This is a genomic window from Corynebacterium wankanglinii, from assembly GCF_013601005.1.
Classification (GTDB): domain Bacteria; phylum Actinomycetota; class Actinomycetes; order Mycobacteriales; family Mycobacteriaceae; genus Corynebacterium; species Corynebacterium wankanglinii.
Genome location: NZ_JABFED010000003.1, coordinates 56,965 through 83,218, shown reverse-complemented (window position 1 = coordinate 83,218; position 26,254 = coordinate 56,965). Strand labels below are relative to the sequence as shown.

Annotated in this window: 29 protein-coding genes, 1 tRNA gene and 2 pseudogenes; 12 read left to right on the top strand and 20 right to left on the bottom strand. The window is 64.4% G+C overall.

Annotation, left to right across the window (positions count from 1 at the left end):
- Positions 1-6: 6 nt before the first annotated feature.
- A complete protein-coding gene (locus HMA55_RS05825) occupies positions 7-618 on the top strand; it encodes a DNA-3-methyladenine glycosylase I (RefSeq protein WP_181192139.1) in 612 nt (203 codons plus the stop codon).
- A 7-nt stretch (positions 619-625) separates the two neighbouring features.
- Here the strand turns inward: HMA55_RS05825 and HMA55_RS05820 are convergent.
- The 6 genes and pseudogenes from HMA55_RS05820 to HMA55_RS05795 form a co-directional block, all read right to left on the bottom strand.
- Positions 626-1,162, bottom strand: a pseudogene (locus HMA55_RS05820) (cation transporter); the annotation flags it as partial.
- Between the two features lie 231 nt (positions 1,163-1,393).
- Positions 1,394-1,466 (bottom strand) — tRNA-Ala (locus tag HMA55_RS05815).
- Between the two features lie 73 nt (positions 1,467-1,539).
- On the bottom strand, positions 1,540-2,874 hold the full coding sequence (gene sepX / locus HMA55_RS05810; RefSeq protein WP_181192138.1) for a divisome protein SepX/GlpR: 1,335 nt from the start codon (positions 2,872-2,874) through the stop codon (positions 1,540-1,542).
- 148 nt (positions 2,875-3,022) lie between these two features.
- Positions 3,023-3,661, bottom strand: coding sequence for a GNAT family N-acetyltransferase (locus HMA55_RS05805; RefSeq protein WP_181192242.1), 639 nt, complete (start codon positions 3,659-3,661; stop codon positions 3,023-3,025).
- 19 nt (positions 3,662-3,680) lie between these two features.
- Positions 3,681-4,997, bottom strand: a complete 1,317-nt coding sequence (gene glp, locus HMA55_RS05800; RefSeq protein ID WP_181192137.1) for a molybdotransferase-like divisome protein Glp — start codon at positions 4,995-4,997, stop codon at positions 3,681-3,683.
- Between the two features lie 21 nt (positions 4,998-5,018).
- Positions 5,019-5,993, bottom strand: coding sequence for a UTP--glucose-1-phosphate uridylyltransferase (locus tag HMA55_RS05795; protein ID WP_181192136.1), 975 nt, complete (start codon positions 5,991-5,993; stop codon positions 5,019-5,021).
- 125 nt (positions 5,994-6,118) lie between these two features.
- Here HMA55_RS05795 and HMA55_RS05790 point away from each other — a divergent pair, with 125 nt between their 5' ends.
- The 3 genes and pseudogenes from HMA55_RS05790 (at position 6,119) to mscL (ending at position 7,785) form a co-directional block, all read left to right on the top strand.
- Positions 6,119-6,700: a 5-formyltetrahydrofolate cyclo-ligase gene (locus HMA55_RS05790; RefSeq protein WP_181192135.1), complete on the top strand. Its 582-nt coding sequence runs from the start codon at positions 6,119-6,121 to the stop codon at positions 6,698-6,700.
- Positions 6,701-6,734: 34 nt separating this feature from the next.
- A complete protein-coding gene (locus HMA55_RS05785; RefSeq protein ID WP_181192134.1) occupies positions 6,735-7,361 on the top strand; it encodes an SAF domain-containing protein in 627 nt (208 codons plus the stop codon).
- Between the two features lies 1 nt (position 7,362).
- A pseudogene (mscL, locus tag HMA55_RS05780) lies at positions 7,363-7,785 on the top strand (large conductance mechanosensitive channel protein MscL).
- 18 nt (positions 7,786-7,803) lie between these two features.
- Here the strand turns inward: mscL and HMA55_RS05775 are convergent.
- The 7 genes from HMA55_RS05775 to HMA55_RS05745 all read right to left on the bottom strand — a co-directional run bounded on the left by HMA55_RS05775 (position 7,804) and on the right by HMA55_RS05745 (position 12,689).
- Positions 7,804-7,998 carry a hypothetical protein gene (locus HMA55_RS05775; protein WP_181192133.1) on the bottom strand — a complete coding sequence of 65 codons (195 nt, stop codon included), beginning with the start codon at positions 7,996-7,998 and terminating at the stop codon, positions 7,804-7,806.
- A gap of 21 nt (positions 7,999-8,019) precedes the next feature.
- The gene (locus tag HMA55_RS05770) at positions 8,020-8,580 is read right to left on the bottom strand and encodes a MogA/MoaB family molybdenum cofactor biosynthesis protein (RefSeq protein ID WP_181192132.1); all 561 of its coding nucleotides are present in this window, start codon (positions 8,578-8,580) and stop codon (positions 8,020-8,022) included.
- A gap of 51 nt (positions 8,581-8,631) precedes the next feature.
- The gene (locus HMA55_RS05765) at positions 8,632-9,858 is read right to left on the bottom strand and encodes a S1C family serine protease (RefSeq protein WP_181192131.1); all 1,227 of its coding nucleotides are present in this window, start codon (positions 9,856-9,858) and stop codon (positions 8,632-8,634) included.
- An 88-nt stretch (positions 9,859-9,946) separates the two neighbouring features.
- Positions 9,947-11,422 (bottom strand): HAMP domain-containing sensor histidine kinase, encoded by a 1,476-nt coding sequence (locus tag HMA55_RS05760; protein WP_181192130.1) that lies wholly within the window; start codon positions 11,420-11,422, stop codon positions 9,947-9,949.
- Entirely contained in the window at positions 11,419-12,117 is a 699-nt protein-coding gene (locus HMA55_RS05755) for a response regulator transcription factor (protein ID WP_181192129.1), read from the bottom strand. The genes HMA55_RS05760 and HMA55_RS05755 overlap by 4 nt, the downstream gene beginning before the upstream one ends.
- A gap of 107 nt (positions 12,118-12,224) precedes the next feature.
- A complete protein-coding gene (gene rpmF, locus HMA55_RS05750; protein WP_038610496.1) occupies positions 12,225-12,398 on the bottom strand; it encodes a 50S ribosomal protein L32 in 174 nt (57 codons plus the stop codon).
- Between the two features lie 21 nt (positions 12,399-12,419).
- Positions 12,420-12,689: a type B 50S ribosomal protein L31 gene (locus HMA55_RS05745; RefSeq protein WP_181192128.1), complete on the bottom strand. Its 270-nt coding sequence runs from the start codon at positions 12,687-12,689 to the stop codon at positions 12,420-12,422.
- Positions 12,690-12,876: 187 nt separating this feature from the next.
- Here HMA55_RS05745 and HMA55_RS05740 point away from each other — a divergent pair, with 187 nt between their 5' ends.
- The 6 genes from HMA55_RS05740 (at position 12,877) to HMA55_RS05715 (ending at position 16,020) form a co-directional block, all read left to right on the top strand.
- On the top strand, positions 12,877-14,010 hold the full coding sequence (locus tag HMA55_RS05740; RefSeq protein ID WP_181192127.1) for an SLC13 family permease: 1,134 nt from the start codon (positions 12,877-12,879) through the stop codon (positions 14,008-14,010).
- A 197-nt stretch (positions 14,011-14,207) separates the two neighbouring features.
- Complete coding sequence (rpmB, locus tag HMA55_RS05735; protein ID WP_038610488.1) at positions 14,208-14,444, top strand: 50S ribosomal protein L28; 237 nt, start codon at positions 14,208-14,210, stop codon at positions 14,442-14,444.
- Positions 14,444-14,608, top strand: coding sequence for a 50S ribosomal protein L33 (rpmG, locus tag HMA55_RS05730; RefSeq protein WP_006841072.1), 165 nt, complete (start codon positions 14,444-14,446; stop codon positions 14,606-14,608). Before rpmB ends, rpmG begins: the two co-directional genes overlap by 1 nt.
- 3 nt (positions 14,609-14,611) lie before the next feature.
- Complete coding sequence (gene rpsN / locus HMA55_RS05725; protein ID WP_034999472.1) at positions 14,612-14,917, top strand: 30S ribosomal protein S14; 306 nt, start codon at positions 14,612-14,614, stop codon at positions 14,915-14,917.
- Positions 14,918-14,928: 11 nt separating this feature from the next.
- Positions 14,929-15,180: a 30S ribosomal protein S18 gene (gene rpsR / locus HMA55_RS05720; RefSeq protein WP_172796731.1), complete on the top strand. Its 252-nt coding sequence runs from the start codon at positions 14,929-14,931 to the stop codon at positions 15,178-15,180.
- A gap of 165 nt (positions 15,181-15,345) precedes the next feature.
- Positions 15,346-16,020 carry a TetR/AcrR family transcriptional regulator gene (locus HMA55_RS05715; RefSeq protein ID WP_181192126.1) on the top strand — a complete coding sequence of 225 codons (675 nt, stop codon included), beginning with the start codon at positions 15,346-15,348 and terminating at the stop codon, positions 16,018-16,020.
- On the opposite strand, the gene HMA55_RS05710 is transcribed toward HMA55_RS05715, so the two are convergent.
- The 6 genes from HMA55_RS05710 to HMA55_RS05685 form a co-directional block, all read right to left on the bottom strand.
- Entirely contained in the window at positions 16,021-16,656 is a 636-nt protein-coding gene (locus HMA55_RS05710; protein WP_181192125.1) for a serine hydrolase, read from the bottom strand.
- A gap of 227 nt (positions 16,657-16,883) precedes the next feature.
- Entirely contained in the window at positions 16,884-17,501 is a 618-nt protein-coding gene (locus HMA55_RS05705; protein ID WP_181192124.1) for a hypothetical protein, read from the bottom strand.
- A 110-nt stretch (positions 17,502-17,611) separates the two neighbouring features.
- Entirely contained in the window at positions 17,612-18,481 is an 870-nt protein-coding gene (locus HMA55_RS05700; RefSeq protein ID WP_181192123.1) for a serine hydrolase, read from the bottom strand.
- 12 nt (positions 18,482-18,493) lie between these two features.
- A complete protein-coding gene (gene purH, locus HMA55_RS05695; protein WP_181192122.1) occupies positions 18,494-20,026 on the bottom strand; it encodes a bifunctional phosphoribosylaminoimidazolecarboxamide formyltransferase/IMP cyclohydrolase in 1,533 nt (510 codons plus the stop codon).
- Positions 20,019-20,612, bottom strand: a complete 594-nt coding sequence (purN, locus tag HMA55_RS05690; protein WP_219910447.1) for a phosphoribosylglycinamide formyltransferase — start codon at positions 20,610-20,612, stop codon at positions 20,019-20,021. Before purN ends, purH begins: the two co-directional genes overlap by 8 nt.
- 1 nt (position 20,613) lies before the next feature.
- On the bottom strand, positions 20,614-21,849 hold the full coding sequence (locus HMA55_RS05685; protein ID WP_181192121.1) for a cell division protein PerM: 1,236 nt from the start codon (positions 21,847-21,849) through the stop codon (positions 20,614-20,616).
- A 282-nt stretch (positions 21,850-22,131) separates the two neighbouring features.
- Here HMA55_RS05685 and HMA55_RS05680 point away from each other — a divergent pair, with 282 nt between their 5' ends.
- Positions 22,132-22,872: a M23 family metallopeptidase gene (locus tag HMA55_RS05680; protein WP_181192120.1), complete on the top strand. Its 741-nt coding sequence runs from the start codon at positions 22,132-22,134 to the stop codon at positions 22,870-22,872.
- A 303-nt stretch (positions 22,873-23,175) separates the two neighbouring features.
- Positions 23,176-23,874 carry a M23 family metallopeptidase gene (locus HMA55_RS05675; protein ID WP_181192119.1) on the top strand — a complete coding sequence of 233 codons (699 nt, stop codon included), beginning with the start codon at positions 23,176-23,178 and terminating at the stop codon, positions 23,872-23,874.
- Here the strand turns inward: HMA55_RS05675 and pcrA are convergent.
- Positions 23,871-26,189, bottom strand: a complete 2,319-nt coding sequence (gene pcrA / locus HMA55_RS05670) for a DNA helicase PcrA (protein ID WP_235961804.1) — start codon at positions 26,187-26,189, stop codon at positions 23,871-23,873. The two genes, HMA55_RS05675 and pcrA, sit on opposite strands and share 4 nt — an antisense overlap.
- Between the last annotated feature and the right edge of the window lie 65 nt (positions 26,190-26,254).

Below are 26,254 nucleotides of genomic sequence, written 5' to 3'. Positions count from 1 at the left end.
ATACCTATGACTGATCTTCACCTCACACCAGAACAAGGCTGGCCCGTCACCGGCGACGACGGCCTCGCTCGCCCGCCGTGGGCTGCCCATGACCCACTGTTGCGCGAGTATTACGACACCGAATGGGGCATGCCCGTCACCGACGAGCAGGGCATGTTCGAGCGCGTCTGCCTCGAGGGTTTCCAGGTGGGGTTGTCGTGGCGTCTGATCTTGCAAAAGCGCGAGGCACTGCGGAGCGCCTTCCACGGATTCGCCCCGGAAGCCGTAGCAGGCATGAGCATCGAGCATTTGCTTGGCGACGCTTCGTTGATCCGCAACCGGCGCAAACTGGAGGCTGCGGTGAACAACGCCGAAGCCACCCTCGCGCTGCGGGATGAAGGAACGCACCTCGGTGAATTTGTGTGGTCCTACCAGCCCGCCCAGACACCCGTTCCGCGCACGATGGAGGAGGTGCCCACCCGCTCGGCCGAATCGGAGCGGTTGGCGAAGGACCTGAAGAAGCGCGGTTTTACTTTCGTTGGGCCGGTGACCATGTACGCGCTGATGGAGTCCACCGGGATCGTGGACACTAACCTGGTGGGCACCTGGCGGCGCGGGGCGTCCGGGGTGTGGGGGTAAGCGCCGTTTAGTCGTCGTCCATCTCGGCGAACGCTTCCTCCACCGAGTCGTGCTCCTCACGGGAGGCCTCCCACACTTCCTTCGCGGCGGAGAGGTTGATGGCGGCGATGACGGCGCCGACCACGATGTCGAACCAGGCTGTCTCCCACACGAAGGTGAGCAGACCGGCGACGATGATCAGCACATTCGCAAGGGCGTCATTGCGGGCAGCGAGCCACGCCCCGGTTGCCAGCGAGGACCCCTCATCCCGCAGCTGCATCAGCAGGACGGCGCAAATAACGTTGACCACCAGGGCACCGACCGCGATACCGGTCAAGCCCTCCGGTGAGGGTGCCACGGGGTTCATAATCTTGGACACCACCGTGACGATCGCCGCGATCGCTGGAATGAGGATGAGCGCCGCTAGCACGCTGCCAGCGGTACGGCGCCGCGCTGCGGGCCACGCCACGGCGAAGAACACCAACAGGTTGATCGCCGTGTCCTCGAGGAAGTCCGCGGAATCGGCGAACAGGGATGCCGAGCCAATGGCCAGAGCACCGAAAAATTCGACAAAGAATTATGCCAGGTTCAACAGGGCGACGACCAGGACCGCGCGACGGATTTTTGAGCACTCACGGCTGGCAGCATACCATCAGGGTTCCGCTGAGCAGCCCTGGGCCATGCGCCCGTTGAAGGGCTGAGGTAGTCCGCCGGGCACTACTTGCCTAGCTGCTCAACCCAAACAAGGCGCGCACAAAGATAAGAAACCGCAGGCATTTCTACCTGCGGTTTACTGTGGAGCTAAGGGGAATCGAACCCCTGACCTTCGCATTGCGAACGCGACGCTCTACCAACTGAGCTATAGCCCCTCGGCTGCAAAGTTACGTTACTCCTCCCCCGCACTGCGATTAAATCGCCAGCGTGCGAGGGGTGGATGCCGCCCTAACTCGCACGAGTGCCGTAGCCGTCAAGGCCACCGTACCCGTCAGAGTTACGGTACCCGTCAGGGTTGTCGTGGTTGTCGTGGTCCTCGTGGTCGTCGTGCGTCGGAGCAACGCGGGCGGATGGCAGGGACTCGAAGTCTGGGCTCTCATCGTCCAGTTCCAGCACCACAGAGCCTGCGCGAAGGCGTGCGTCCCTAGCGTGCTCCCTGGTGCCTCCCGTGGCCACACCCATCCGCGCCCGGCGCAGCTGGCGCAGACGACGCTCCTGCAACGCACGCTCCTGCAGCACGACCCGGCGCAGCGCGATCATGAACCACGCTGTCATTGCCACGGTGATCGCCGGCAGGACCCACGCCCAGCCTCCGGAGACAAACGCCACGACGAACGTGATCACGCACGCGATGATGAGCCCAAGCAAGGTGCGCTGGCGGCGCTGGAACCGGGTCGCGGTGGTCTTGCGCTCGCGCTCGGGGTCGTAGCCGCCGCGGCCTCGGCGAGATGCCGCGAACGCAATATCCTCCTCGGAGGCGTTCTGGGAGGCCCCGGCGTCCCCAGTGTCCTCACCGCCCTCGTCGTGTGCGGACAGCCCCTTCCCGGCGGTGCCGTCTACGACGTCGGCTTCCGCCTCCACCGCGGCGCTGTCTTCGTGCGTCTCTGCGGCTGGTTCAAAGCCGGTCTCGCGGTCGGCGTAGCCGTAGTCCTCGGGTGCGGTGTAGGACTCGTCGAGCTCGTAGCGATCCTCGTCTGTCAACGCTTCGGCGTCGGCAGCATCAGCCTTTTTGGTCTCATCTGCCTCGGTCTTGTCGTCGGTTGCACTTTCCTCGGCGAGGAGTTTCACCGACGTCGAACCGCCGGTCGAGGCGGCCGCGACTTTAGTGGATCCGCCCGTGGGCACGGCGTCAGCCTCTGCGGTCGCGGTGTCCGCCCTGTCGGGGGCATCCACCTCGTCGGCGGAGCCGGCTTCCTCGGCGGCTGCTTCTGCCTCGTCCTCGACGTGGTCGATCACTTCCCCGTCGACATGGTCCGCAGCCGAGTCGTCCTCCGTGGCGCCGGGGCGGCGGAAGATGGTGCGCAGGGCGGGAGCGTCGTCGATAAGCACGTCCTCCTCCGCGTCTGTAGCCTCCACCACCTCGTAGTCGTCGTCCTCACTGTGGCGGTGGATGTCCGCGGCGGTGAGCTTCGGGCGGCGGCGCTCAACCATCGGCGCGGTGCCGCCCTCGTGCAGCACCCGCGTCTCCTCGTATCCTTCGCCGGAGCGGCGGATCGGTTTGTTGTTGCCGATCATCAGCGGGGCGAGGACGATGATCCAGACAACGAGGATCAAAATGATCATTAAGCTCGGGCTGCCCATCGGCATTGCCACCTTTCCGCGTACGTTGCACCCTAAAGTCAGATGCCCACGCTATCCGGCTGTGCGGCCGGTCCTGGGGTGGCGCGCCGTGGAGTCGGATGCTTTTTCGCGGCGTGCAGCAGCGTTCGTGCTAACGCGCGCGGCCGGCGCCGCGCAGCCGCTGCACCGCGCTCGTGGCGTAGTCGTCGGCGTTGAGTGCAACGAGGTGGTGGTCGCGCCACTGTCCGTCGATGTGGAGGTTGCGCCGCAGAAAGCCCTCCTCGCGGAAGCCGTTGTGCTCGAGCACCTTTCCCGACGCAGGGTTGCCGGGCAGGTACGTGGCCGTGAGCCGGTGCAGGCCGACACGGCAAAAGGCGTGGTCCACGCCCAGCGCGCACGCGAGGGTGGCCACCCCGCGCCCCATGAACGGCGAATGCACCCAGTAGCCGATCCAGCATTCCGACACGATCCCGTGCTGGATGTTGCCGAGCGTCACCTGCCCGGCGAACGTCCCGTCGACCTCAATGACCAGCGGCACCACCGTTCCCTGCCGCGCCAGCCGCTTCAGGTTCAACCAGGTGTTGCGCCACGCCGCGTGCGAGTGCGCATCCTCCCAGGTGCCGCCCACTGTGGGCTCCACGGGCTGAAGCCACTGCTTATCGACGATCCGGGTGCCCGACCACTCCTCCCCGTCGCGCGGGGACAGGGGGCGGAGGTGGACGGAACCGCCGTCGATAAGCGTGGCTTCGGGTGTGGATTCTGGCCACCCTGGAGTGGGCTGGCGAAACATGTCGAACACGGCTGGGGCCTCAGCTGCGTTGGCGGAGGAACTCAACGTCCACGATGTCGCCCGGGCGCACGTGCGTTGCGTCCTCCGGCAGGTGGACCATCGCGTTGGCCTCGGCGAACCCGGCCAGCAGATGGGTCGGGCCGGCCTGGAGGGCAGAGAGTGGCTCCACCAGGTACTCGCCGCTGTCCGCATCGCGCATCAGCCGGGCGCGGATGTAGCCGCGGCGGCCCGGGATGGAGTCCAGCTCGCGCAGGGAGCGGGCCTTGACCCTGCGTCGCGTCACGGCCGTCTTGCCCAGGGAGCGGCGGATGGCCGGGCGGATAAACGTCTCTGCGATGACTAAGGCGCTTACCGGGTTCGACGGGAGAAGGAACGTGGGGATGCGCTCCTCCCCCATCACCCCAAACCCTTGGACGGATCCGGGGTGCATGGCCACCCTCGTGGTATCCACTTGGCCAAGCTCGCGCAAGATCTCCAGGATCGGACCGGCCCCCGAGCCGCCAACCGCGCCAGTGATCACAACGAATTCGCTTTTAGCCACGTGCCCGGCAACTGTCTCGCGCATACGTCGGGGCTCAGCGTTGATAATGCCGGCGCGGTGCACGTCCGCGCCCGCTTCCTTCGCGGCTGCAGCGACGACGTATGAGGCGATGTCGAAAACCTGACCCAGCCCCGGGTTGCGGTCCAGCTCCACCAGCTCCAGCCCGTAGCTCATCACCGTCACGCGGGGGCGGGGGTACACCAGCAACTTGTCGCGGCCCGCCGCAGCGGCCAAACCGATCTGGGCAGGGCCAAGCACCGCGCCTTGGTGCACAGCGATATCGCCAGGCTGGATGTCGTCGCCCGGCTTGCGCACGAAATCGCCGGTTCGGACAGGCCGCTGCGGGGTCACTCGCTTGCGTCCGCGGTCGGTCCATTCCAAGGGCAAAACCGCATCAGCGAGTGTGGGCAGCGGGGCACCGGTAGCCACCCGCACCGCCTGACGGGGTTGCAGCCGCAATGGTTTCTGCGATCCGGCAGGGACCTCTCCCACCACCGGCAGCGCGCGTTCGCGGGCAGGCTGCGCGGCGGCGGGCGTGTCGCCGCCTTCTGATCCTTCGCCGGCCCCTGTGTGCTCGTTACGCTCCGGGCGGCGCAGCCCGGCGGAGCCGCCCACGTCCACCGCGCGCACAGCGAACCCGTCAACCGCGGCCTGGGGGAAGCCCGGGACCTGCTTGGTTGAGGTGACCTCCTCGGCGCACATGAGCCCCAAGGCGTCCGTGAGGGCAACCCGAATGGGCTCAGGCGCGACGGCGGCGCCGATAACAGCGGCTAGCTGGTCCTCTACGCTGCGCATGGCCCGCACCCCTTTCTCCGTCTAGCCGTTGTCCCGCACCTTCGCCGCAATCTCGGGGTGTTCTGCTTCGTACTCGGCGATGATCTTCTTTACCGCGGTGTACAACGCCGGGCCGTACTTCGCATCCCGCAGACCGAAATCCACATTCGCCGGGATATACCCGCCCGGGTTGCCCAAATCGTGCCGCTTGCCATCGTGCACCACCACATGCACCGGATGGCCCTCAGAGATCATCAACTCAATCGCATCCGTGAGCTGCAACTCCCCACCCTTACCCGGAGTGATCCGACGCAACGCATCAAAAATCCCCCGGTCCAGCAAATACCGGCCAGTAGCCACCAACGTCGACGGCGCATCCTCCACCGCAGGCTTTTCCACCATGCCGCGCACACGCATCACCTCAACACCATCGACACCGGCCGCGGCCTCCTCCACGTCGAACACGCCGTAATTGAACACCTCCTCACGGCTGACGTTAAAGGCACACAACACCGAACCCCCGAGTTCGTTGCGCACAGCGACCATCTTGTCCATCACACCCGCCGGCAACACCAAATCATCCGGCAACATCACCGCGACAACATCCTCGTCGTCATCGAGCGCCTCTTCCGCACACCCGACCGCATGGCCCAACCCCAACGGCTCATCCTGGGTCACCGCCACCGCCTCAATCAGACCGTTGGCACGGGCAACCTTGTCCGCCTGGGCGTTCTTGCCGCGGGAAACCATCAGCTCCTGCAGCTCCGAAAACTCGCCGAAGTGGCGCATGATCTCTTCTTTATTCGGCGCGACCACCACCGCCAGACGCTGCGCCCCCAACGCGGCAGCCTCCTCGGCGATCAGCTCAATGCCCGGGGTATCCACCACCGGCAGAAGCTCCTTCGGGACCGTTTTCGTCGCCGGCAAAAAACGTGTCCCCATGCCCGCCGCCGGCACCACAACGGTCTTCACCGAGGGGTTCGAGGCAGCAACGGGGTGGTCAGTAGAATTCGCCATAAACGGGAAGCTTACAGCCCCCGCCCACCACAACCCGGCTGCGACCCGGACGACGTGTCCTAGCTAAGGCAGCCAGACGAGATAGCCAGACAAGTTCAGCGAACACAAGGAACGCGAGCACCACCTTGGATGCCACCCAGCCCATTTCTAAAACCGCAATGCGCAACTCCCACCTGGCCGCGCGGCGGGATCTGCGCACGACCCCGGCGCGCAAGCGGGCCCTCGACCAAGCGATTGTGGATCACACCCGCGCGTGCATCGCCGCGCTGGGTGCCCAGGGCACTAATATCGCCGCGTACAATCCGCTACCTTCCGAGCCTGGCCCCGCTGGTTTCGCGTCTCAGCTCGCACATGCGGCGCGCACGGTGTTTCTCCCCATCGCTCTCCCTCACGGGGTCATGGCCTGGGCAGAGGCGGGCGACGCTAGCGAGCGGGGTGCACTGGGCATTTCGGAGCCCGGCGGCCCGCGCTTTACCTCCCAGGTGTTGCGCTCCTGCGGGCTTGTGGTGGCGCCGGCGTTAGCCGTCGATAGGCATGGCATGCGCCTTGGCAAGGGTGCCGGATACTACGACAGAGCGCTGCATGGCCTGGAAGTACCGGTAGCGGCGGTAGTCTACAGCTGGGAGTTGGTGGATGCTGTGCCGCACGACTCGCACGATCAGGCAGTGGATGCGGTGATTACCCCGGAAGGTTTCTTCTGCGTGTAGGGAACCGTGATGCGCGCACGAGCGTCCTATCCCTATGGATATTCCCGCGTACCTCGACCAATTGCGCACTCCCGGCTACCGGCGCTCCGTACTCATCCGCAGAGCTGCCGCCGTGGTGCTTGTGGTCGCCGCAATTGCGCATCTGCTTATCGACGCCTCACGGTCCGACCCGCCAGTCCTCACCTTCGCGCGCAGCGTCGCCCCCGGGGCGGTCCTCACGGCGGCCGATCTGGAGCTGCGGCGCCTACCTGCAGAATCGGTGCCGGAGGAAGCGTTAACGGACGCCGCGCTGGCGGAAGGGCAGTTGCTCGCGGCGGCCGCCGCACGAGGTGAGGTGGTGACCTCGACCCGGCTCGTCGGGCCGGATTTGGCGGCGCTGCTCACGGCGGACGAACCCGACCAGGATGCGTTCTCGATGGTCCCTGTGCCGCTAGCGGAACCGGACATCCTGCCGATGCTGCACCACGGCGCCTTCGTGGACGTAGTCGGGCAGGGCCCGCGCGTGGTTGCGGCCAACGGGAGGGTCGTCACCACAGGCGACGGTGACGCAGTACTGGTGCTGCTGCGGCAGCAAGACGCGGCGGCGGTCGCAGCCGCATCGCTCTCGGAGCCGCTCACGCTTGTGTTGAGCAACCGCCCACGCCCATTTACTATCCCCTAGCATGCTTCAAGGCTTTAAAGACTTTATTATGCGCGGCAACGTCATCGAGCTTGCCGTCGGTGTTGTCATCGGCGCGGCGTTCACCGGCGTTGTCACGTCGTTCTCCGACGCGATCATCAACCCGCTCCTCGCGGCCCTGGGCGGCGTGGATTACTCCGGCTTGGGCTTCCACGTGCGCGAGGGAAACGAAGCAACCTTCGTCGACTTCGGCGCCGTGCTGACCGCCATCATCAACTTCCTGCTCATCGCCGCGGTGATCTAATTCCTGCTCGTTGCGCCGATGAATAAGCTGGATGAGGCTCAAAAGCGCCACAAGGGCATCAATCCGGAGGAGCCGGCACCGACCGACACCGAGCTGCTCACCGAGATCCGCGACCTGCTCGCCAGCCAAAACCCCACCACAGCACAAAAGCCGTTGAAATAACCCGCGGCCAGCGCCCCGCTACTCCCCGTAGTGCGGCGGCCGTTCCGCATCGTAAAAAGCACGGCCCGTCAGCCCCGGCTCTTCATCGTCGAGCAGCACCTCGCGCTCGGCGTCTAGAGCCGGGTTTTCGTCATCCCACGGGGTTGCCGCCGAGTCAGCGGTCCTGTCGTAGTCCACCTCGGCGATGCGCGCAGCCCGCCTTCTTTTCTTCACCACTATCGCCCGTTCCTGTTCTTAGACGGAATACTGGTTCAGCTCGCCAATGAGGTGGGTCACCAGTGGGGCCAGCGTGGACACACCGTCGCGGATGGCCTGCCGGCTCGATGCCAGGTTAACCACCACCGTGGACCCGGACACTCCGCAGAAGCCGCGCGAGGTGCACGCGTCTACCGCACCGCACGCCTGCCCCGAGGCGCGGATGGCCTGGCTGACACCCGGCACGATCTTGTCAATCACCGCGCGGGTGGCTTCCGGGGTTTTGTCCCGGGGGCCCACGCCAGTGCCGCCGAGGGTGAGCACGAGGTCCACCCCTCCAACGACCCCGGTCTCGATGGCCTTGCGGATCTCTGACTTCTTCGACTTCACCCGCACCACGCCGTCGACCTGGAAGCCGACCTCGCGCAAAAGCTCCACCACCATCTCATCGGTGTTATCTCCGGGCGCGTCGTAGCGGCGGTCGCCCACCAGCACAACGATCGCACACGGCGAGGTGGGCGAGTCGCGCTCCAGCTCAGAGGCGCGCAGTGTGGCGTCATCCGGCTCGGTGATGTCGAGCGCGTCAAACAGTTCCGGCATCGTGGTGGGACTCCCTTTGAAGCTAGACGGGCGAGTGAGACAGATAAGAAGTTACTCGGAACTTAAGGTCACCTCTACCGGAATCGGTTGGGATTGCTCACCACGCTGCACCTGCAATGTGACAGTCTCGCCGAACCCCTGAGAACGGGTGGCTGCAATGAGCGCATCTGCGGAATCAATCGGACGGTCGTTCAGCCGGGTGATCACGTCGCCAGCCTGCAACCCTGCCTGGTCCGCGGGGCTGCCGGGTTCCACCCCCGCCACCACCGCGCCGCCACCCAGGCTCTCAACCACGCTGACGCGCACACCGAGCATCGGCTGCGTCGCCTCCCCCTTCGCAATGAGCTGATCGGCCACGCGCTTAGCAAAGTTCGAGGGAATGGCAAACCCCAAGCCGATGGACCCGCCTTGGCCGCCTTGACCGAAGCCGCCCGCAGACAGCGAGGCAATGGCGGAGTTCATGCCGATGAGGTTGCCGTTCATGTCCACCAGGGGGCCGCCGGAGTTACCGGGATTGATCGCCGCGTCCGTCTGGATGCCGTCCATCAGCGAGCTCTCCCCGCCGCCTTGAGAGGCGCGAACAGGCCGGTTCAAAGCCGACACGATGCCGCTCGTCACCGTTGCGGACAGCCCCAGGGGTGAACCCACCGCAACCACTTCCTGGCCCACCCGCAGATCGTCGGAGTTGCCGAACTGTATGACCGGGAGATCAGCGACGCCCTCGATCTTGATCACCCCGACATCGGTGTTGACGTCGGAGGCCACAAACTGGGCGTCGTGGCGTGAGCCGTCGTTAAGCGAAACCTGGATCTTCGACCCAGGTGTTTCAGCGCCGGCAACCACGTGGTGGTTGGTCAGCACATACCCGTCCGCGGAAATAATGGAGCCGGAGCCCTCGGCGCTGCCGCGAGGTGTGGCAACCTCGATGGACACCACAGCCGGCAGCACGGCTGCCGCCACCTGCTCCACGGAACCGGCGGGGGCTTCCGCGGGATCTGCCACAGTCGGATTGCGCAGCTCGTTGTGTTGGTCAGGCTCATTCCCCGAAACCGCGCTGCTGGGCGTCGAGGACTGGTTGCCAGACTGGGCCGAGCCCGCGAGATAGCCCGCACCGCCGCCCGCGACTAGAGCAGTGGCAAGCGCGATGGCAAACGCCCCGGCGAGGCCACCTCTGCCGCGGCGTTGTGCCGGGGACTGCGATTCGACCTGGTAGACGCTGCTGGGCCCACCGTTCGCAGGAAAGCTAGACGTGTCGCCCGGGTAGTTCAGTTCACTCATGAGGCGCAATTATGCCCGCCCGCCCTGTGGCAAAACTTCGGGGCCTGCACGGTAAAACGTAATACTTACTGAACACTAGCTGTACGTCTTAGCTGTAGCCCTTGCGCGGGATAACGCGGGAGGTGCGGGCAAGCGCGCCCTCGTCCCCGTCCTGCGGGTCATCTCCAGGCGGCCGTCCCGGGAACACCACGCGGAACCGTGCGCCGCCGTCGTCGGATTCCTCAGCCACGATCGTGGCGTTATGGCGGTCGAAGACCTGCTTCACAATCGCCAGACCCAGCCCGGATCCGGGCATCGACCGGGATTCAGGAGCGCGGTAGAAGCGTTCGAAGACCTTCTCCCGCTCCGCTTCGGGGATGCCGGGTCCGGAGTCGTCCACAATGAGCACCGCGTTTCGCTTTGCGGCCTTCAGCGAGACACGGACGGTGCCGCCCTGCGGCGACCACTTCGCGGCGTTGTCGATGAGGTTGATCGGAGCCCGCCCCATAGCGAAACGGTCGCCGTGGATGACCCACGGGTCCGCCTCGAATTGGAAGGCTAAATCCGGGCGGCGGCGACGCACGCGGTCAAGCGCCTCTTCTAGCACTTCGTCGAGGCGGAAATCCTCTGGCTCCGCACCTTGCGCCTCGTCACGGGCGAGGTTGACCAAATCGCCGATGAGGATGGACATCTCCTCCATCTGAGCGATGACATCGCGCTCCAAGTCCAACCGGTCCTGCTCCGAGATCTGGTCTTGGCGCCCGGAGTTGTACAGCATCATGAGCAACTCGATATTGGTGCGCATGGACGTCAGCGGTGTCTTCAGCTCGTGTCCCGCATCAGCCACCAGCTGGGCCTGGCGTGTCTTGGACTCTTCCAGCGTGGTGATCATCCTGTTCACCGATGCAGTGATATCCGCAAACTCGTCGTCGCCGTCTACAGGCAGTTCGGTGAGTTGGTCCGACTCGTTGGCAGCGTCGATTGCCTTGTGCAGCCTACGCACGGGCCGGAGGCCGACGGCGGAGATCGCTGCACCAGCAATCCAGGCCAGCAACCCGCCGGTGCCAGCAATGACTAGCGCGGCGGCGCCCCAGCTTCCGGAGACGATGTGGAACACGTCGAGTGGCTCCGCCATCGCCACCGTCACGCCAGTTTCACTGCGGCGCACCACCACCCGCTCGCCTGCGACAGTGCGCTGGGAAAGCTGGTCACCGGAGGGCATCCGGGTGAACGGCCCTGCCACTGGAACCGGATCGCCATAGAACACGTTGGAACCGGAGGGCGAGGCGGCGATTTTCACCCACGGGGTTGCACGGCGGAAGTCCTCCAGAGCGCGCTCAACGCCTGCCGTATCGCCCGTGCCCAGTTCTTGCAGTTGGAGAGTCACGCCGTAGGTGCGCGTACGCAGGTTGTCGTCCATCACCCGCAGGCGGGTTGTCTCGGAGAGCCGGTACGTAAAAAGCGCGGTGAGGAGGATGACAACGGCGACGATGACGCCGGCGAGCACGGCCAAACTGTTGCGAAGGGACCGGCCGGAGCTGGCTGGGAGGGCCTCAGCTCCATCCGGGTAGCGCCGCAAGATCACGGAGCGGTCTCCCGCAAGACGTAGCCGACCCCACGGACGGTATGGATCAGGCGCGATTCTCCGCCTGCCTCGGTCTTCCTGCGGAGGTACCCGATGTAGACCTCAAGTGCGTTGCCGGACGTGGGGAAATCATAGCCCCAGACCTCCTCCAGGATGGTCTGGCGGTCCAGCACGTGGCGCGGATTCTGCAGCAGGAGGTGCAAAAGCGCGAACTCGGTGCGGGTCAACGAAATCGGCCGGCCGGCGCGAGTGACATCTCGCGTTGAGGTGTCCAAAGTCAGATCCTCAAACTGCAGGCGGGTTGTGTCCTTTTCCGCAGCCTTCCGCGCCTCGGAGCGAGTTCTCCTCAGAAGAGATCCGACCCGGGCGAGCAACTCCTCCAGAGCAAACGGCTTGGGCAGGTAATCGTCCGCTCCCGCATCCAAGCCGGCGACCCGGTCGGATACCCCGTCGCGCGCGGTGAGCATCAAGATCGGGCCATCGTAGCCGGAGGAGCGCAGCGTGCGGCATACACCCAAGCCGTCGAGCTTGGGCATCATTAAATCGAGGATGGTCAGGTCAGGCTGCTCCACGCGGATCTGATCGAGCGCGTCCTCACCATCTTCGGCGAGCACAACGTCGTATCCATTGAAGCGGAGAGAGCGGCGGAGCGACTCGCGGACGGCCTGCTCGTCATCGGCAACGAGAATTTTCATAGGGATATTATGACTTATTTTTTACTCAGAGTTTAACTGAATCGAAAAAACCGGGTCCCACCTGGGGATCCCGGCTTCTGAGATGAGGCATGAAGCCTCGCTCATGCTTAGAACTGCTCGACGTCGATAAGGCCGGCCTGAGCAGCCTTGACTAGGCGACGCGGAATGCGAACCTCCTGGCCATCGACCTTGACAGTCTGCAGATCGGCGTTGTCCGCCTTCCACTGGGAACGGCGCATGCGCGTGTTCGCGCGGGACTTCCTGAACTTCGGTGTTGCCATGGTGAGTCTCCTTTATTCCCTCTAGTTGGACTTCTTCTTGCGGCGGGCCATGCCACCGAAACGCTGGTTGAACTTCTCCACGCGGCCAGCGGTGTCCATGAGGCGCTGAGCGCCGGTCCAGAACGGGTGGGACTCTGCAGTCACGTCAACCACGACGAGCGGATACTCGTTGCCGTCTTCCCACTGCTCGGTGCGTGCGGAGGTCAGGGTGGAGCGCGTCAGGAACTTGTGGCCCGTGTTCGCGTCCTGGAAAATCACCGGGTGGTAATCCGGGTGAATGTCTTTCCTCATTGAATTCGTCTCCCTCAGGATTGAACTACGGGTCGGTTCCGCGCGTTGCGCGGATCGTGCCCGAGTTGGGTGCGAAATGGTCTCTTCATCCGGCGGTCGCCGGACAACCCGTAGCACCTTACAGTTCACGTGCGCGTTTACCTAATTACGCTCGCTGCTTGACGACGTCCCTTCGGCCCCCACACCTATGTATCGACACCCACTTTTCCTCCCCGCTGCCGCACTTTTCGCCTTTGCTGCCCTCGCCGCAGCCGACACCGACGCCGCGGCGACTCTCGCACTGCGACTCTTGCCCGTGCTCGCGTTTGCCGCCAGCATGTCTGTGGTGGTCAACCTTGCCGCCCGGGTCCACCTCTTCGAATGGCTGGTGGCCCGGCTCGAGCGTGCCACCTCGAGCCGGGAGGCGGCGTTCGCAGGCTTCCTCGCCCTCGCCGCGGCGTGCACAGCGTTTTTCTCCCTCGACACCACTGCCATCATGCTCACCCCGCTCGCCATCCAGCTCGCAGCGCGGTTCCGTCTACCTCAACCTGCCGTGGCGTTAGCGGTGGTCTGGATTGCCAACCTCGCATCGATGCCCCTTCCCGTGTCCAACCTGACCAATCTGCTGGCGCTGAGCGGCGGGGCCTTCGATTCGCAGCAGCACTTCCGCCACGCTGCCCGGTTTCCGGCCGCAGCCGCTTTCGCCGTGGCCGCCGCGGCGTGCTACCTCGCCCGCTTCGCATACCGCGGAGCCGCCGGCTGCGCGGAGCACGACAATCAGCACCACTACCCTCGCCCCGGTGCCGCACTGTTAGTCCTGTGTGCCACAATGCTCGCGCTGCTCAGTCCAGTGCCCTACTGGGCCACGAGCACGGTCGCCGCCGCGGCGATGTGGGTCGCAGTCGGCACTGACGGCAGACGCGGTGGCGTTGCCCCGTTAATCCCGTGGCCCGCCTTGGCGTTGGCGGCCGCGCTTTCGGCAGCGGCGACGCTATGCATCACGGCCAGCAGCGTCGCGGGTGCGGTGCGGCACCTCCAGGGCGCGCACCCGGGGCTTCTCGCAGCCGCCGGCGCCGCGGCCGCCAACGCAATCAACAACATTCCCGCCTATTTCGCCCTCGAACCCGCGGCCGGCGATTCGCTCAGTACGATGGCACTCCTTATTGGAGTCAATGCGGGGCCGTTGGTCTCCCCGTGGGCGTCGCTAGCCACACTGCTCTGGGCGGACCAGCTGAAACGTTCGGGCGTGAGCGTGCAGTGGACGCATTTCGCCCTCTGGGGCCTGGCGGTGGCCCCTTTGGCGGTGGGCTCCGCGACGGCCACGCTGCTGGCGACCGCGTAGTTTTCGCGCAGCGCGATTATGAGATAGGCGGGTAAGGCGGTATGGTTGGCTCTCGCTGTTGTCGAAGTACACGTATACGCCTGCGTCAACCGATTGCATTTGCGCCGGTCGCGGACCCTCACTCCGCTTCCTACCTGGCGCTTTACCTCACATAGCGATCGGGTCGTGGGCGGCAAGAAGAGTAAGGAAGCTAACCCATGTCGGCACATTGCCAGGTCACGGGACGTAAGCCGTCGTTCGGCAAGACTGTCTCGCACTCGCACCGCCGCCACTCGCGCCGTTGGAACCCCAACGTGCAGAAGCGCCGGTTCTACCTGCCCTCCGAGGGCCGTACCATTACCCTGAACGTCTCCGCTAAGGGCCTGAAGGTCATCGACCGCGACGGTATCGAGTCCGTCGTTGCTCAGATCCGCGCACGAGGTGAGAAGATCTAATGGCACGTAACGATATCCGCCCGATCATCAAGCTCAAGTCCACTGCGGGCACCGGTTTCACCTACGTGACCCGTAAGAACAAGCGCAACAACCCGGATCGCATCACGCTGAAGAAGTACGACCCGGTTGTGCGCAAGCACGTCGAATTCCGCGAGGAGCGATAATCCATGGCGAAGAAGTCCAAGATCGCTAAGAACGAGCAGCGTAAAGAGATCGTCGCCCGCTACGCGGAGCGTCGTAACGAGCTCAAGGCCATCATCAAGAACCCGGAGACCTCCGACGAGGACCGCCTTGATGCGCAGTTCGAGCTCAACCGCCAGCCGCGCGATGCCTCCCCGGTGCGCGTGCGCAACCGTGACTCGCGTGACGGCCGTCCCCGCGGCTACCTCCGCAAGTTCGGTGTTTCCCGTGTCCGTATGCGCGAGATGGCTCACCGTGGTGAGCTGCCTGGCGTCCGTAAGTCTTCGTGGTAAGGAGGACTCACATTATGAAGCGCAACAATTCGCGTAAGCCGCGCATTGAGCAGTCCCGCCGCCCGAAGAAGAACCCGCTGAAGGCGAAGGGCATCGAGTCGGTCGATTACAAGGATGTGGAGACCCTGCGTCTGTTCATCTCCGACCGCCACAAGATCCGTTCCCGCCGCGTCACGGGTCTGACTCCGCAGCAGCAGCGACAGGTTGCTACCGCTGTGAAGAACGCGCGCGAGATGGCTCTTCTGCCGTTCACCACCCGCTAAATAGCCGGTTGACGATGACAGCGTAGAGTCTTCGGCTCTCTCAAGCACCCGCACTCCCCTCCCCCTGAGGGTCGAGAGCGGGTGCTTTTCGTCTATAGTTATCCGGCGGTCCGCAACCGAGGACGGCAACAATGATGAGGGTCGATGAGAGAGAGGGTCCACGGCATGGCAAAACCAGTCGGGCGGCCACGTAAGCAAAGCCCCCGCCGCAGAGGAGCCACAGCGCGCGAGGAGATCCTCGACGCCGCTTCGGAACTTTTCACCCGGAAGGGCTTCGCCACAACCTCCACACACGACATTGCGGATGCTGTAGGCATGCGCCAGGCATCGCTCTACTACCACTTCCCATCCAAGCGCGATATCTTTCTCACGCTGCTGATGGGCACGCTTCAACCGGCGCTGGATCTGGCTTCGGACCTTGCTAAGACCGACGAAACTGCTGCGGTGAAGCTCTGGGCGCTCGTGGCCGCGGAGTCGCGCATCTTGCTGTCTTCGAATTGGAACATCGGCAGGCTTTACCAGCTGCCGGTGCTATTCTCCGAGGAGTTTGCCGAGTACCACGAGGCCCGCCAGCAGCTGGAGGCTATCTTCCGGGACCTCGCCGCTCAGATTGTCGGCGATGATGACCCGCGCGTCGACCTGCCGTTCCACATGACGCTCGCGGCCATCGAGATGCGCGACAACACAGGCACCGCGCCCTTCCCGCTTGTCGACGATGCGTTGCCCGCCCCCGCCGTCACCCTCGCCGACGCCGTGTTGGACGTGTTGCACACAGACCTCCCCGAGCGCCGCACCGAGCGGATGCTCGAACTGGTCGACCTAGTTTCAAGGGAGAAGTGATCAGGGCTGGCAGCGCGCTTCGGGAAGCAGGCTGGCGCTGGCGGCAAGCTGTTGGGCGGCCGCATCGAGCATCGCCTGGCCTGTCTCGTAACTGCCGTCCGCTGGCAGCGCTGTAAGGCCTACCGGGGCCCAAGAGCCAGCACCGCGGGGGATCAGCCCGAACTGGCGGACCTGATAACTCCCCGTGGTGTCTGGGCCCCACCCGCCTTTGAACAACGCCCCGGTCGTGCCAAGCCCGTAGCGTTGTGAGGGATCGATGTGCCCCATGAGTTGCAGCACCGGTCCGGCACCTTCTACGCATGCGAGGAAGCTAGCTAGGACTGCCTCGTCTGCGGCACTGAGCGGGGTTTGCCCAAACGTGCTGAATTCCGGCCGCACTTTCACGGTGTTGATGCGCGCTGCCAGCCCTACCTCTCCAAGAACGAGGTCAACGGCCTCGGGGCCTACCGCGTTGTAGAGTCGCTCCGCTGCTGCGTTGTCGGAAACGGTGATTGCGGCACGCACGTCCCCGCTCAGATCCGCAGTGCTTCTGGTGGCTGCGACAGCGATGGGCACCTTGATGGTGGACCACGCGGGGCTGGCTTCAGTAAAACCCGCCGCAATTGGGCCGTGCTCCCCCGCCGTGGCAACGCCCAATTGTCCGCCATAGGCGGCAGTGGCCGCATGGACAGCAGCCTCGAGAAGCTCCTGGAGGCTTGCCCCCGCCTCAGGCCCAGGCGGTTGTTGTTGCGGTGACGATTGGGCGGGGGGTGCTGCGACAAACGAGGTCGACGTGACCAGGACGGTTTCCTGTCCCGCACCCCCCGCGCAACCTGCGAGCGCCGCGACCGTGCAGCAAAGAACACACGAACGCGCGCGGCGAACTACCAAATCTTCACCCGCGCGTTGTTTCCACCGGTGCAGTACACGGTGTTTCCACCCGAGCAGGACATGCTGTAGGTCTTTCCAGTCGCAGGGCTGTACGCGGAAACCGTTACATCGGTCGAACCGGTTCGGCCGTAAGCCTCCTGAAACGCCTCAAACACGTTTGCGGCGAAGCTCGCGCTAGTCACGCCGGTGTCAGGTGCGTAGCTGGAGTAGGTGTGCGACTTCCGGGTTGGCTCAGCCGCAGGAGCGGCGGGGGCAGAGACCTGCCCGCCCGATTTCGGCAACGTGTGGGTTTCCACCACCGTGCTGGTTACCGGGGCACTGGTACGTGAAAATGCCCCCGATCCCCCCAGGAAAGCGAGTACCCCCACGAGGGCGGCAAGCAGCACACCGACGAGCACGATCAGCCAGGTGTTGGGGCCACCGCGCCGTTCAGGCTGTTGGAAGCTACTCACGTACGGCTGAGCATAGGACTGCTGGTACGGCTGCCCGTACTCGGTGTGCTGCGGATACTGCTGCTGCGGCAATGCGGCAAACTGCTGCGTTTGCTCGCTTCTCTGATCCGCCGAGTACGGCTGGTCCGGTGTCCATCTGCTGGAGCCTTGGTTGGTCATGCCTGCGCCTCCCCTGCGGCTGCATCACAGATGCCGCAAAGAAATAGTGATCTGTCAGCGCAAATCTTAGCGCACAGGACGCAGCCTGAACCCGATGTTGGCGCGAGCGGTTAGCATCGAGACGTGGGCAGATCCCCCCGCATGGCGTTCAGACCGTTGGCGAGGTCGTCCAACATGGCGAAGCTGCCTTGGTGGCCCTTCGGACTGTAAGCGGTGATGGCCACGGCGATGTCGCCGTTCGGCCCTGGAATCAGGCCGAACTGGCGGGCCAGGTGCCCACCTTGGTAGTAATTCCAACCGCCCTTAAAACGCGCGCCGCCGATGCGCCCCAATCCCCAACGCTGGTAGTCCACAACGCGCCCCATCATGTCCAGCACCGGCTCGTGGCCGGCTACGCAGCGCAGGCCTGAAGCGAACGCCGCTTGGTCGCTGGTGGTCCACATCGTGCCCATTTGGTATGCAGCAGGGGTAGTTGCGCGCGCCCCTGCTTCCTGGATCACGCGCTCGTAGCTCGTAGCGGGCACGCGCGCGAACATGCGGTGGGCGGCAGGATTGTCAGAGCGGGTGACCGCAATCTCCGCGTCCTGGTAGAACGCCGGGTCCTGGCGCAACGCTGCAATAGACAGCGGCACCTTCATGGTTGAAAAAGCAGGCTCCGGGCGGTTATCGCCTGCGGTGAAGCTTCCCACGGAGACGGCGGCGCGCCCTCCGTGCCGTGCCACTACGTCCGCCACCAGGCGGTTCAACTGCCCCTGCACGTCTGCTGGGGGCGCGACCTGCTTGTGCTGCCCTGGCTTAGGGGTGGTTAGCGGCAGCGGTAGGCGGATGGCGTTTCGTACTTGAGGCGGCAGCTGGTTGTAGGCCTGCACGAAGGGCTGGCCCACTACCGGAATCTGGTCAATGGCCGTGTAGTTGGGCACAGAGGACATGGGCAGCGTCAGACCCGCGGTGAGGGCCAGCGCCGCGATTTTGGAGGGCACGGGTGCGTCTTTCTAGTGAGCGAAGTGGCGGGTGCCGGTGAGGTACATGGACACGCCAGCTTCCTTGGCTGCAGCGATGACTTCCTCGTCGCGGATGGACCCGCCCGGTTGTACCACGGCTTTCACACCGGAATCAGCGAGCAGCTGGAAGCCGTCGGCGAAGGGGAAGAATGCGTCGGAAGCAGCCACCGCACCGTTCGTACGGTTGCGCCCCTCATCCAAGGTGTTGGCGCGATCGACCGCGAGTTTCGCGGAATCGACTCGGTTGACCTGGCCCATGCCAATGCCTACCGACGCCCCTTCGGACGCAATCAAAATGGCATTCGACTTCACGCACCGCACGGCGCGCCACGCGAATTCAAGGTCCGCCAGAGTCTGCTCGTCCACGGCCTCGCCGGCAGCAAGGGTCCAGTTGGCGGCGTTGTCGCCGTCGGCCTGATAGGAGTCGCGCTCCTGCACCAGCCAGCCACCTGCGATCTGCTTGCGCTCCTCCTGCGCTTGCTTGGGCTCGACTTCGAGGATGCGCAGGTTCTTCTTCGTCTGCAGCAGCTCGAGGGCATCCGCGGCGTACGACGGCGCGACGACGACCTCGGTGAAGATCGGCTTGATCTGCTCCGCCAGCTCCAGGGTCACCTCACGGTTGCAGGCAATCACGCCGCCGTATGCGGAAACCGGGTCGCAGGCGTGCGCCTTTTTGTGCGCGTCCGCGATGGAAACGTCGGACACTGCCACACCGCACGGGTTGGCGTGCTTGATAATGGCCACGCATGGGCGCTCGTGGTCCCAGGCGGCGCGCCACGCGGCGTCGGCGTCCTGATAGTTGTTGTAGCTCATCTCCTTGCCGCCGTGCTGCGTCGCGGCGGCAAGACCCCAGCCCTCGCCTTCGAGGCGGGCGGCCTGGTGCGGGTTCTCACCGTAGCGCAGTGCCGTAGAGCCCTCCCCCGCGGCTTCCGCGCCCAGTTGGGAGGACATCCAGGAGGAGACCGCGGCGTCGTAAAGCGCAGTGTGCGTGAACGCCTCTAAAGCGAGCTGCTTGCGCTGCTCTTCTTCGAAACCACCGTTCTTCACTGCCTCGGCGACCTCGCCGTAGCGCGCGGGGTCGACCACCACCGCCACCGACGGGTGGTTCTTCGCAGCCGCGCGAACCATGGAGGGCCCGCCGATGTCGATCTGCTCGACGCACTCGTCGAAGCTGGCGCCCGATGCCACGGTCTCCTCGAACGGGTACAGGTTGACCACCACCAGCTGGAACGGCTCGATGCCCAGCTCCTCCAGCTGGCTGACATGGCTGTCCTTGCGCAGGTCAGCCAAGATACCGGAGTGCACGCGCGGGTGCAGCGTCTTCACCCGGCCATCGAGGACCTCCGGAAAACCGGTTAGCTCCGCGACCTCGGTCACCGGCACACCAGCGTCCGCGATGCGCTTCGCGGTAGAGCCGGTGGAAACGATCTCCACACCCGCCTCCCCGAGCGCACGAGCTAATTCCTCAAGCCCGGTCTTGTCGTAGACGCTGATTAGGGCGCGCTTAACCTCGCGCTTAGACATTGAATACAGCCTTTCCGTTTACGATGTCAGCCTTCTGCAGCAGCTCCACGATCTGCTCACGTTCAGCCTTCTTGATTCGCTCGTGGAGCTCCGCCTCTGTGTCCCCCGCCTCAACGTCGATCGCGCGCTGGGCGATGATCTCGCCGCTATCCAGCCCGGAGTCCACATAATGCACCGTGCACCCGGTGACCTTGACACCGTAATCGAGCGCGTCTTTCACCGCGTGTGCGCCCGGGAACGAGGGCAACAGAGAGGGATGAGTGTTGATGGTGCGCCCCTCGAATTGTTCAAGGAACGCGGGGCCGAGAATCCGCATGAAGCCGGCAGAGACCACCACGTCGGGCTCTACCGCGGCCACCGCCGCGACAAGTTTGTCATTCCAATCGTTGCGGTTGGCCTCCATAGGCACAACTGCGGTACGGATTCCAGCATTCTTCGCGCGTTGGATCCCGGGACAAATTTGATCCGCCACCACGAGGTCAACGCGGTAGCGGTTCTCTTGGCCGTCGAGGATCGCTTTCAACAACGTGCCAATTCCCGACACGAGGACGGCCACAGATTTCGCAGAGTCACTCACGAAGGCCAGTTTAACTACCGCTGTACGCCGACGCGCGTTGCCTCACCACCGCTACCCCGCGAACTAGGGCCCCCGTCAGCGCTACCCAGAGGAAGAGGGAGGATGCAAGCGCAAACGGGTCGGCTCCCACCAACCCGTACGCGCCCGCAGCCCCGGACGCATAAATGCCGAGGAGCGCTCCAAGCAGCGCCGCCCACGTTGCTGTCGCTGCAACGTCCACGAGACCCGCAGGCTTGACCACGAATGCGTGCGCCAGCACCGCCGCCGGCACAACTAACAACACCGGCGCCCACCCAGGCATGGCGGCGGGGACCGCGGCGAATAGCGGCAGCGGCGGGTACGCCACGTTGGAGGTGGCAAACAGGCTCACGCTCGTGCCTGCGTAGTCGAAGCTGCCCCCGAGCAACACCGTGAGCTGGGCAATCACCGCATTCGGCAGATACAGCAGGCTCAGGCAGACAAGTGCCACCGCCCCACCGAAACCGAGCTGGGGAAACTGCGAAACAAGCTCCGCGATGCGGCCGTGCCCAAACGCAAGCGCAACCACGTAGACAACACCGGCAGCAGCAAGCAGGCGAAGCACAAGGCGGGCGGCCGCGGCAGCCGCATCAACCGCACCGGTGGGCACGCCGCTGCGCTTGGCTAGCGCCTGCCAAACCACGCGACGCACGCCAACAACGAAGCCGACGAGGTGCACGATAAGCGGTTTGAGCAGCGCCGCCACTACCGGAGGTGCGGAAACGGCGTAGACGTGCGACGCGTCATACACCATAAATAAGGCGATAGCACTGACAACGAGGGCCATGCCCAGGACGAGGCCGAGCAACGTAATCAGGTCGAGCACGCTGACCCGCCCAGCAGTGGCTTTGCGCACTTGGGTGGAGACGATCGCCGCAACGCCCACGACAGGCAAAAGGGGCATGGCGGAAAGCGTGACGCCGTCGATACGCAACGGCACACCGTGAAGCGCAAACCACGTCTCGCCAACGGCGCCAGGGAAGTACGTCAAACTCCACCCGCTGATCAAAATTGCGGCGAAACACAAAGCGATGGTGCCGAGCACCAACGCGAGATTCGGGATCAAGGCGTACGGCAAGTAGTGGCGCATCCGCCCTGCGAGTGTCGCCGGGGCGGCGTCCCGGGCCACAGGGCGCGTGATCCCCGTGATTGTCCGTGCTGACTTCCCCTTTCGGCGCTGGCGTCGCGCATCCGACGGGCGCGGCCGGGGGCTGGGTGTGGTGCTCATCGCGTCCTACTTTGCCACCACAGCCGCGAAGCCCACCACAATGACACCCGGCAGCTCATCCGAGCCGACCCCCGCAGTCCAGATCGCGGAGTGGCAAACAAATGCGGTCGAGCGGGGGTGTAACGCTGCCCCAATTACGCGCGATTTAAGACATCTTCCAGCATTCGTCTTGCTCCCAGGAAACCGATTCGTTACAGTAGCCTCTCGTAGATAACAGGAAGGTCACAATCCGTCTGTGAGCAGCAGGAGGAAGTGGCCAACGGAAGATCTCAAAGAGGGCACATGTTCAACTCCACGAAGCAGGGCGGCAAGCACCGCAAGCAGTCCCCGAACAAGGGGCGCGTCGCTGTTGTCGCAGCGGCGACAGGTGCCGTCTCCACCGCCGGTTTCTCCGGTCTCGTCGCCGGTGCCCTCACCAGCAACCAGCACGACGAGCAGGACGTGAGCATCAAGCTCGCTGCCGATGCCGATGAGCTGCAGACTTCGGCACCGCAGGCCCCCGCAGCCTCTACCGAAGAGACTCCGCAGATCCTCGCCATCGCCGAGTACAAGCCCGTTGAAAACCTCGCAGAGCAACTGGATAAGGCAGTCCAGCACTCTGAGGAGGTAGCGCGCCAGGACGAGGCCGCGCGTGCCCCGCTTTTCACCAAGCCCGCTGAAGGCGCTTACACTTCCGGGTTCGGCCCTCGTTGGGGCACGATGCACAACGGCGTCGACATCGCGAATGCGCCGGGCACCCCGATCCTCGCGGTCACGGGCGGCACGGTCATCGACTCCGGTCCGGCGCAGGGCTACGGCAACTGGATCCGCATCCGCCACGAGGACGGCTCCATTTCGGTATACGGCCACATGCAGTCCCTGTACGTGGCGGTCGGCGAAACCGTCCAGCCCGGCCAGCTCATCGCCGGTATGGGCAGCGAGGGCTTCTCCACCGGTTCCCACCTCCACTTTGAGATTTGGCCCGACGGCGCAACCCCGATTGATCCGGCACCGTGGCTGGCCGCGCACGGAATCAACCTCTAAGACGGCTTTCCCGTTCAATTCCCGGGGCCGCCCACACCGACACAGGTGTGGGCGACCCTTTCCATATTCCACCGCGGGGTGGGGGTGCATCCACCACCCCCACCCCGCTAACATCCGTAACAATTTTCACATGTGCAACACGCCGAGTGAGCAGGCTAGACGCGTGTCGCACTCCGATTTTTCGAACAAACGTGCACGTCACAGCGTTGCAAGGCCACCCGTGGGACGTTAAATTCAACGCCTGTGTGCGTGGCCGAGACCGCGCCAGGCCCCCTCTACAGCGTTAGAAAAGGTATCCCCACCATGAACCGTCGAATCACTTTGAGCCTCGCAGCCGTCTCGGCAGCAGCGGCAATGGCACTCGCCATGGTGCCGTCCCCCGCGTCCGCCCTCACCATCACCGTGGGAGGTAAGAACATCTCCGATGCTGGACAGGCGCTCGGTGCTGTGTCGAAGGCCGCGGGAGCGATCAAGGAGAGCGGTGCGACGATCACTGCCGGCGACTACAAGGTCGTTTACGATCCCCGCGCTCTCGAGGCCCCCTTGGCCGCAGCGTTCGCCCCGGCCCAGAGCAGCGACTGGGTTGCCCCGCAGCGCGGCCGTACAGCAGACGGTCGCACTGTCGTTGTACCTGCCTCCGGCCACTACACGTCCGGATTCGGTCCGCGATGGGGCTCCGTGCACCAAGGCATCGACATTGCTAACTCCCTCGGCACACCCATCTACTCCGTCATGGACGGCACCGTAATCGCGGCGGGCCCGGCAACTGGGTTCGGCAACTGGGTCGTGATCAAACACGACGGCGGCGAGGTGTCGGTATACGGCCACATGCGTCACTACGACGTCGCGGTCGGCCAGCGGGTGAGCGCGGGCCAGAAGATCGCCTCAATCGGCAGCGAGGGCCAGTCCACCGGCCCGCACCTCCACTTTGAGATTAAACCGGACGGGCAGACCCAGGTGGACCCCGTTGGGTGGTTCGCTGCGCAAGGGATCAAAATTTAGAGCTTCTCCATCGGTACCCCGCCGATGGTCATGAGCCTCACGGTGCCGGACGAACCGAAGTCAATGGTTACCGTCTCCCGCACCCCGGCGCCTTCAACCGCCATCACGGTGCCCAAGCCATACTTCGCGTGATTGACCCGATCCCCCACCGCGAGGTTGAGGTTCTTGTGCACCGTCGCTCCGGTACCTCCCCTGCGGGTGCGGGATTGGCCGCGCGAACGGGCTGGCGAAGGCGTCCCCCATGCGTCAGAGCTATAGGAGCGCTCCGGCTCCAGCCGCCGCCAGTGGATAAGATCTTCCGGAACTTCCGCGAGGAAGCGACTGGCTGGGTTGGTTACGGGAGAACCCCACGATGCGCGCAGGATCGCACGCGTGAGGTAGAGCTGCTCCTTCGCGCGGGTGATGCCCACGTACGCCAAGCGGCGTTCCTCCGCGAGCTCCGCCGGATCGCCGAGCGCCCGTAGGTGCGGGAACTGGCCGTCTTCCCATCCTGTGACGAAGACCACCGGAAACTCTAGCCCTTTCGCAGTGTGCAACGTCATCAACGTCACCACTCCCTGCTCGTTGTCAGGCAACTGGTCGGCGTCCGCGACGAGGGAGACCTTCTCCAAAAACGCCTGTAGCGATCCCGGCGCTGGCTCGCCGTCCTGCATCACCTCATTGAGCTCCTCGTCGGACATGTACGCCACCTGGTTTGCAGCTTCTGAGGAAAATTCGCGGGCAACGGAAACCAACTCGTTGAGGTTGTCCAGGCGGGCCCCATCCTGCGGATCATTCGACGCCTCAAGCTCCGCACGGTAGCCGGTTGCCTCCAGCACCCTTGTGATCAGCGCGTCGAGATCCGGCATACCCGTGACCTCATTGCGCATCGAAGGCATGTCGTCCCGGATCTGTTGCAGCATTTCCACGAATCCGCGGATGGCGTTGACTGCGCGGGAACCGAGCATGTCCACGTTGCCCCCAGCAGCGTCTTCCAGCGCCCGCCCGAAACTCACTCCTTTATTGTCGGCGTGAAGCGCGACCATCGCCTGCGCCTTATCCCCGATGGCTCGCTTGGGTACGTTCACAATCCGGCGCAGGCTCACCGTGTCGTCCGGATTCTCAAGCACTTTGAGGTAGGCGACAATGTCGCGGATCTCGCGGCGCTCGTAGAAGCGTGTACCGCCGACGACCTTGTACGGGATACCTGAACGGATGAAGATGTCCTCGAGCGCGCGGGAAGCGTTGTTGGTGCGGTACATCACCGCCATGTCCGAATACGGCACTCCCCTGTCCGCCAAGGTGTCAATTTCAGACGCGATAAAGCGGGCCTCATCGTGCTCGTTGTCGGCCACGTAGCCGACGATCTTTTCGCCGGCACCCTGGTCCGTCCAGAGCTTCTTCGGACGCCGGCCCTCGTTCTGCGCAATCACCGCGTTGGCGGCGCCCAGGATGTTCTGTGTCGAGCGGTAGTTCTGCTCCAGCAAGATGGTCGTGGCTTCGGGGTAGTCGCGCTCGAACTCCTCGATATTGCGGATAGTCGCCCCACGGAACGCGTAAATCGACTGGTCCGAATCACCCACCACAGCAAGCTCCGGCGCGTCAGCGCCATCGCCGACAAGGGTGTGGATGAGCTCGTATTGGGCGTGGTTGGTGTCCTGGTACTCGTCCACCAACACGTGCCGGAAGCGGCGGCGGTAGTAATCCGTGACTTGCGGATGTTCCTTGAAGATGCGCACGACCTCTCCAATGAGATCGTCAAAATCCACAGCATTGGACTGCCGCAGACGACGCTGATACTCCCCATACACCCTGGCCACCGTGGTCTCGAACGGGTTGTGGGTGCGCTCGGCGTTGGTAAGCGCCTCGTTCGGACCGATCAGCTCGTTTTTGAGGTTGGAGATGCCGTTGGCCAACGTGCGCGGCGTGAACTTCTTCAAATCGAGGTTGAAGTCTTTCGCGATCATGCCCAGCAGCCTGCGCGAATCGTCCGAATCGTAAATAGTGAAGTTCGTGTTTAGCCCCGGCACCAGCTGAGCCTGCTGCCGCAGGATTCTCACGCACACGGAGTGGAAGGTAGCCACCCACATGCGCTCCGCCTCCGGCCCCACAAGTTGGCCGACACGATCCTTCATCTCGGCCGCGGCCTTATTGGTGAATGTGATGGCGAGAATCTGCCACGGCGCGACGCCGCGATTTTGCAGTAGGTAGGCGATCCGCCGGGTCAGCACCGCAGTCTTGCCGGAACCCGCGCCCGCGACGATGAGCAGCGGACTACCTTCGTGGACGACGGCGGCCTGCTGCTGCGGATTCAAACCCAGTGTCAGATCAGTCATGGCCGTAACTGTACTAACGCCACCGACACGACCCGTGCGGGTGTTCGAACTGGCATAATCGGCTC

What these genes read in the sequence shown, in the direction of transcription:
- sepX (WP_181192138.1), bottom strand. Translation starts at nt 2,874, where the DNA reads ATGATCATTTTGATCCTCGTTGTCTGGATCATCGTCCTCGCCCCGCTG.
- HMA55_RS05785 (WP_181192134.1), top strand. Translation starts at nt 6,735, where the DNA reads ATGGATATTCCCGCGTACCTCGACCAATTGCGCACTCCCGGCTACCGG.
- HMA55_RS05755 (WP_181192129.1), bottom strand. Translation starts at nt 12,117, where the DNA reads ATGAAAATTCTCGTTGCCGATGACGAGCAGGCCGTCCGCGAGTCGCTC.
- HMA55_RS05805 (WP_181192242.1), bottom strand. Translation starts at nt 3,661, where the DNA reads ATGTTTCGCCAGCCCACTCCAGGGTGGCCAGAATCCACACCCGAAGCC.
- purH (WP_181192122.1), bottom strand. Translation starts at nt 20,026, where the DNA reads ATGTCTAAGCGCGAGGTTAAGCGCGCCCTAATCAGCGTCTACGACAAG.
- pcrA (WP_235961804.1), bottom strand. Translation starts at nt 26,189, where the DNA reads ATGACTGATCTGACACTGGGTTTGAATCCGCAGCAGCAGGCCGCCGTC.
- HMA55_RS05675 (WP_181192119.1), top strand. Translation starts at nt 23,176, where the DNA reads ATGAACCGTCGAATCACTTTGAGCCTCGCAGCCGTCTCGGCAGCAGCG.
- rpmF (WP_038610496.1), bottom strand. Translation starts at nt 12,398, where the DNA reads ATGGCAACACCGAAGTTCAGGAAGTCCCGCGCGAACACGCGCATGCGC.
- rpmB (WP_038610488.1), top strand. Translation starts at nt 14,208, where the DNA reads ATGTCGGCACATTGCCAGGTCACGGGACGTAAGCCGTCGTTCGGCAAG.
- HMA55_RS05745 (WP_181192128.1), bottom strand. Translation starts at nt 12,689, where the DNA reads ATGAGGAAAGACATTCACCCGGATTACCACCCGGTGATTTTCCAGGAC.
- HMA55_RS05705 (WP_181192124.1), bottom strand. Translation starts at nt 17,501, where the DNA reads ATGACCAACCAAGGCTCCAGCAGATGGACACCGGACCAGCCGTACTCG.
- HMA55_RS05825 (WP_181192139.1), top strand. Translation starts at nt 7, where the DNA reads ATGACTGATCTTCACCTCACACCAGAACAAGGCTGGCCCGTCACCGGC.
- HMA55_RS05770 (WP_181192132.1), bottom strand. Translation starts at nt 8,580, where the DNA reads ATGCCGGAACTGTTTGACGCGCTCGACATCACCGAGCCGGATGACGCC.
- HMA55_RS05680 (WP_181192120.1), top strand. Translation starts at nt 22,132, where the DNA reads ATGTTCAACTCCACGAAGCAGGGCGGCAAGCACCGCAAGCAGTCCCCG.
- rpsN (WP_034999472.1), top strand. Translation starts at nt 14,612, where the DNA reads ATGGCGAAGAAGTCCAAGATCGCTAAGAACGAGCAGCGTAAAGAGATC.
- rpmG (WP_006841072.1), top strand. Translation starts at nt 14,444, where the DNA reads ATGGCACGTAACGATATCCGCCCGATCATCAAGCTCAAGTCCACTGCG.
- HMA55_RS05685 (WP_181192121.1), bottom strand. Translation starts at nt 21,849, where the DNA reads ATGAGCACCACACCCAGCCCCCGGCCGCGCCCGTCGGATGCGCGACGC.
- HMA55_RS05795 (WP_181192136.1), bottom strand. Translation starts at nt 5,993, where the DNA reads ATGGCGAATTCTACTGACCACCCCGTTGCTGCCTCGAACCCCTCGGTG.
- HMA55_RS05715 (WP_181192126.1), top strand. Translation starts at nt 15,346, where the DNA reads ATGGCAAAACCAGTCGGGCGGCCACGTAAGCAAAGCCCCCGCCGCAGA.
- HMA55_RS05765 (WP_181192131.1), bottom strand. Translation starts at nt 9,858, where the DNA reads ATGAGTGAACTGAACTACCCGGGCGACACGTCTAGCTTTCCTGCGAAC.
- HMA55_RS05740 (WP_181192127.1), top strand. Translation starts at nt 12,877, where the DNA reads ATGTATCGACACCCACTTTTCCTCCCCGCTGCCGCACTTTTCGCCTTT.
- glp (WP_181192137.1), bottom strand. Translation starts at nt 4,997, where the DNA reads ATGCGCAGCGTAGAGGACCAGCTAGCCGCTGTTATCGGCGCCGCCGTC.